The following is a 540-nucleotide window of genomic DNA, read 5'->3' as shown; positions in this document are numbered from 1 at the left end:
CTGCAGCGCCAGTAATGGCGCTGTGAATCAATTAAGGCGAGGTTGTCCCCACGCCGATGGTGTCACGACAAAAAGAACCGTTGCTGGCTGGTGATATACATCATCTGCATCCACATACGGCGCTATCCACAATGACGTTGTCTCCTCCCCTTTTCTTAATGGCCGGGGAAAATTACCTGGCGGTGTTGACGGTGACGTAAACGTTGACGCCACTACTGGTAAAGACATTTTCACTACCGGCAAAGACTGGAGCCTTTTCTCGGTTTCGAAATATGTTGCCTCATTCTTTGCCGTTGGATTATTTAGGTACACTGCACGTGCTCGATCTTTCTCCGCGGCCACTCTGGCCTGGGTCAGGTTGGACTGTGGCGGCAACGGGTACGAATTCACTGACGTGGTTCTGAAATTACCCTCAGCCAGTTGTGGCAACCCGGCCGCAGCCGGCTTTGCATCACTGCGTTCCTCTTTCAGCTTCGCTTTTTCATTTGCCTGCTCCATCGTCATACAGGTATCCGACGTCGTGGCATTACATTGAAATTC

1 protein-coding gene is annotated in these 540 nt (G+C 51.5%); it reads right to left on the bottom strand.

The features are described 5' to 3' along the window. Window positions 1–27: 27 nt before the first annotated feature. Window positions 28–540, bottom strand: a 513-nt coding sequence (gene traV / locus ACOI7Z_RS27330; protein WP_165453396.1) for a type IV conjugative transfer system lipoprotein TraV, incomplete at its 5' end; no start/stop codon positions are given.

Origin of the sequence: Klebsiella sp. C283 (assembly GCF_048822555.1) — a bacterium.
In the GTDB taxonomy this organism is placed as follows: domain Bacteria; phylum Pseudomonadota; class Gammaproteobacteria; order Enterobacterales; family Enterobacteriaceae; genus Klebsiella; species Klebsiella quasipneumoniae.
This window is presented reverse-complemented; position numbering and strand designations above follow the sequence as displayed.